Source organism: Saccharospirillum sp., assembly GCF_040881935.1.
Classification (GTDB): Bacteria; Pseudomonadota; Gammaproteobacteria; order Pseudomonadales; family Natronospirillaceae; genus Saccharospirillum.
In genome coordinates this window covers 1-3,778 of sequence record NZ_JBBECH010000043.1, presented here as the reverse complement: position 1 = coordinate 3,778, position 3,778 = coordinate 1, and the positions used below count along the sequence as shown (strand labels likewise).

Genomic DNA, 3,778 nt, shown 5'->3' with positions numbered 1-3,778 from the left:
CCTAGGCTCCACGGATGGATCTACGCCGACCCCGGATAGACCAACACGGTGGCCAGGACGGATTCTAGGCACACAAGTAAACCCTACCGCAAAAATTTGACCGTCTTCTGGAACCACATCAGCAGCATGGGGTCGCCTTCTACGGCCAGGCGTTTTTCCTGAATGGCTTTCATGACGGCGTTGCGGTCTTTACCGGTGGCCATGGCCCAGAGGGTACTGAAGCCTTCTGATGGGGTGGTGAAGCGCAGGGTGATATCGGCGTGTTCGGCCTGGCCGCGACGGGACTTGAGTCGCTGGTCGCGAAACGCCAGATAGCGCGAGACCTTGCGCTCGTCGGTGGTGAACTGGATGGTTCGGTCGATGTCTTGCAGCGCTTCGCGAAACGCAGCCTGGCGACGGATGGCGCGTTTGAAACGCAGTGCCATTAACCATAACAACAGACGGTATTTCATGCCGGTAGCCTCACAATATCAGGGAGGCGCATCATGCCGGGCCAGTCGTCTGCTGCCAAGCCTGACCGGGGATTCATGCAATTAGAACGAAAAACGGGGCCTGCAGGCCCCGTTTCGTGACTAAAACCCCTTCATTGGTGAGTAACCATATTGAAGGTGCGTTCAGCCTTTTCTTAGTTTACCGAGTCTTTCAGCGCTTTACCGGGCTTGAAAGCAACGGTGTTGCTAGCCGGAATCTGGATGCTGGCACCGGTTTGCGGGTTTTTGCCAGTGCGAGCGGCGCGAGCGCGTGCTTCAAAGGTTCCGAAACCAACCAGGGTTACGGATTCTTTCTTGGCAACGGTGTTGGTGATCTGATCCAACATGGCATTCAGCACTTCATTGGCTTTTTCTTTGGAAATATCCGCTTTTTCGGCGATGGCAGCGGCCAGTTCTGGTTTACGCATAAGACTTTCCTTCTGTTTATTTCGAGTTCCGCATGACTGAATCAGCATACGCGACGGTTTTTGGATTGCCAAGCGCCGAAACGGCCTTGGCAGCCCCAGGTCAGCTAGCCAGCAAAGGTGGTACGGCCTTTAACCAGATATTGCGCTCTTTAATGCGCTCACCGGACAAAGCAAAGCCCACAATCGACTCACCCTGACGGCACACAGCCGCTAGATTAGCGCCACTGCCGTCAATTTGCCATGCCCCAGTGCCTCTGGATGGGTACGCGATCACAGGACAGAGTGGTGTTTTTACCGTAACCGGCATCGCCGGCCACTGTACGGCCGTCTTTTCACCGGTCAGCGTTTTGGCCAGCGCCCGGGCTGCGTTCATCAGCGGCATCACATACATCAGCACCAGCCCTTCCACTTCGGCGCAATCACCTAGCGCATAAATACTGGGGTCGCTGGTTTGCAAGTACTTATTAACCATAATCCCCCGGTTTACCTTCAACCCGGCCTTGCGCGCCAGATCCAAGCGCGGCGACAGGCCAACCGCCGACAGAACCAGGTCGGTTGGGATTTTTTGACCATTGGTCAGGCTGACCTGGAATTTACCCGCTTCGGTGCGGTCGACCCGGCTAACCAGAGGCCCCAGGTGAAAACGGACCCCGGCGTCGGCGAGCGCTTGTCGCAGCGCGTCGCCCACCTCAGCCGGGACCAGGCCAGTTAACAAAGTCTCACTGGGCGCGACCAGATCCACCTCGAACCCCGCGCTGATCAGATCATTGGCGAACTCGCTGCCGATAAGGCCGCCACCCATGATGGTCACTTGCCTGGCGCCTTCGAGCTCCGCTTGCAGGCGGGCAAAGTCGAGGCGGTCGTTCACGCTGAACACCCGGTTCAGCGCATTACCTTCCAGCGGAGCCCGAATCGGTTCGGCACCCACGGCCAGCACCAGCTGCCCCCAGACCAGCGCTTCACCACTGTCGAGATGGAGCGTGCGGGTGGTCGGGTCGATGTGTAGCACTTCGGTTCGGGTCAGCACCTCGGCCTGATAACGCTCGGCGACCTCGGTGGCCGACATCTGAATCAGATCATCGGCTGACTGGCCCTTGCTGTGCGCATTGGACAGCATCGGCTTGGAATACCCGGCACCATCATCGGCGGTGATCAGCACCAGCGGCGTCTCGGTGTCGGCCTTGCGCCATTCCCGCACCAGGGTATAGGCCGCCAGACCAGAGCCAACAACGATCAGTGGCGGAGTCAGACCGGACGACGCCCTCAAAGCACAATCATCTCAAAATCATCCTTGGAGGCGCCGCAATCCGGGCATTCCCAAGTGCCGGGCACGTCTTCCCAGGCGGTACCGGGCGCTATGCCCTCATCCGGGATACCTTCGGCCTCGTCATAGATAAAACCACAAACAATGCATTGCCATTTTCTCATGTCGATCCTCTTTAAATACGGTCCGGTGGCGACGGTAGCGGCATCGCCGCTCCGTACAAGCCTCGTTCACGACCCGGGTGGCTGAAGCTACTGTCAGTGCTGAATAATTGCAAGGAAAGCGCAGCACACACCTATGTCTCAGTCATCTGGCATTCAGGCTGATGGCGCTTTACACTGGCGCCTGTTAACGCCGATGGAACCGCTTTGAAGGTGGCCAGCCAAGCGCTCGATATGCGCCAGCACAATTGGTACGACCTGGGTGAGATGGCAGACCAGTTGCCTGCGCCCTGGCGATACTGGCTGGAACTTCCCGGCAGCCTGACCCGGGCCTTGCGCCAGCGGTCTGACGCTTTCTCAGTTCAGGTACTGGCCGAAGGCAACCTGCACCTGACCACGCCGCTGGCCGCCTTTGCCGGGCAACCTGACGCGCTGTCTTGCTGGTCGCTGAATTCTTTATGGAAACCTTGCTCAACCATGAACACCAACGTCTTTCCACACTACCTTAAACTGACCCGACTCGACCGGCCCATCGGCATCTACCTGTTACTGTGGCCCACGCTAACGGCCCTGTGGCTCGCGGCAGAGGGCTGGCCGCCGTTGCATCTGGTGGTGATTTTTGTGCTGGGCACAACGCTGATGCGCAGCGCCGGCTGCGTGATCAACGACTACGCCGACCGCCATCTCGATGGCCACGTAAAGCGCACCAATCAACGCCCCCTGGCAAAGGGTCTGGTGACTGAGCGCGAAGCGCTGCTGCTCGCCGCAGGGTTGGCACTGGCGGCCTTTGGCCTGGTGCTGTTCACCAACACCACCACCGTTTACATGTCGTTTGTCGGCCTGTTTTTGGCGGCACTCTACCCATTCATGAAGCGCTACACCTACCTGCCCCAGGTCTTTCTGGGCGCCGCGTTTTCCTGGGCGATCCCCATGGCCTACACCGCCGTCGGCGCGCCCCTGACCGAGATTACCTGGCTGCTGTACACCGCCAACATCCTCTGGACAGTGCATTACGATACCCTCTACGCCATGGTCGACCGCGACGACGACCTGAAAATCGGCATTAAATCCACCGCCATCCTCTTTGGCGATGCCGACAAACTCATGGTCGGCCTGCTGCAACTGCTCACCTGGCTCGCCTGGTTCATGCTCGGCATTCAAGCCGAACTCAAGCTATTCTGGTGGCTGGGCCTGGCGGTCGCCACCGGCTGCTTCCTCTACCAGCAATGGCTGATTCGCCACCGCGAACGAGACCCCTGCTTCAAGGCCTTTCTCAACAACCACTGGGCGGGCATGGCCCTGTTTATCGGCGCCGTTCTGGATTTGGCACTCTTTTAACTCGAGTTTTGAGGTTTACAGTTGGCCCTGTCGGCAGGAACCCGCGCCGGTCACCGGGTAGCCTGGCGATATTGGTTTAACTGGAATTATGAATCTTGCTGCCAGTTGAGTGTCAGG

Annotated in this window: 5 protein-coding genes; 1 reads left to right on the top strand and 4 read right to left on the bottom strand. The window is 58.6% G+C overall.

Features of this window, described 5'->3' with window-relative positions; genetic code table 11:
- Positions 1-83: 83 nt before the first annotated feature.
- The 4 genes from WEB54_RS07045 to WEB54_RS07030 all read right to left on the bottom strand — a co-directional run bounded on the left by WEB54_RS07045 (position 84) and on the right by WEB54_RS07030 (position 2,326).
- A complete protein-coding gene (locus WEB54_RS07045; RefSeq protein WP_368054502.1) occupies positions 84-452 on the bottom strand; it encodes an SCP2 sterol-binding domain-containing protein in 369 nt (122 codons plus the stop codon).
- Positions 453-625: 173 nt separating this feature from the next.
- Positions 626-898, bottom strand: coding sequence for an HU family DNA-binding protein (locus WEB54_RS07040; RefSeq protein ID WP_028671810.1), 273 nt, complete (start codon positions 896-898; stop codon positions 626-628).
- A 100-nt stretch (positions 899-998) separates the two neighbouring features.
- Entirely contained in the window at positions 999-2,165 is a 1,167-nt protein-coding gene (locus WEB54_RS07035; RefSeq protein WP_368054500.1) for an FAD-dependent oxidoreductase, read from the bottom strand.
- Positions 2,162-2,326 (bottom strand): rubredoxin, encoded by a 165-nt coding sequence (locus WEB54_RS07030; RefSeq protein ID WP_368054498.1) that lies wholly within the window; start codon positions 2,324-2,326, stop codon positions 2,162-2,164. The genes WEB54_RS07035 and WEB54_RS07030 overlap by 4 nt, the downstream gene beginning before the upstream one ends.
- Before the next feature lie 474 nt (positions 2,327-2,800).
- On the opposite strand from WEB54_RS07030, the gene ubiA reads away from it, so the two are divergent.
- Positions 2,801-3,661 carry a 4-hydroxybenzoate octaprenyltransferase gene (ubiA, locus tag WEB54_RS07025; RefSeq protein WP_368054504.1) on the top strand — a complete coding sequence of 287 codons (861 nt, stop codon included), beginning with the start codon at positions 2,801-2,803 and terminating at the stop codon, positions 3,659-3,661.
- Positions 3,662-3,778: the final 117 nt, after the last annotated feature.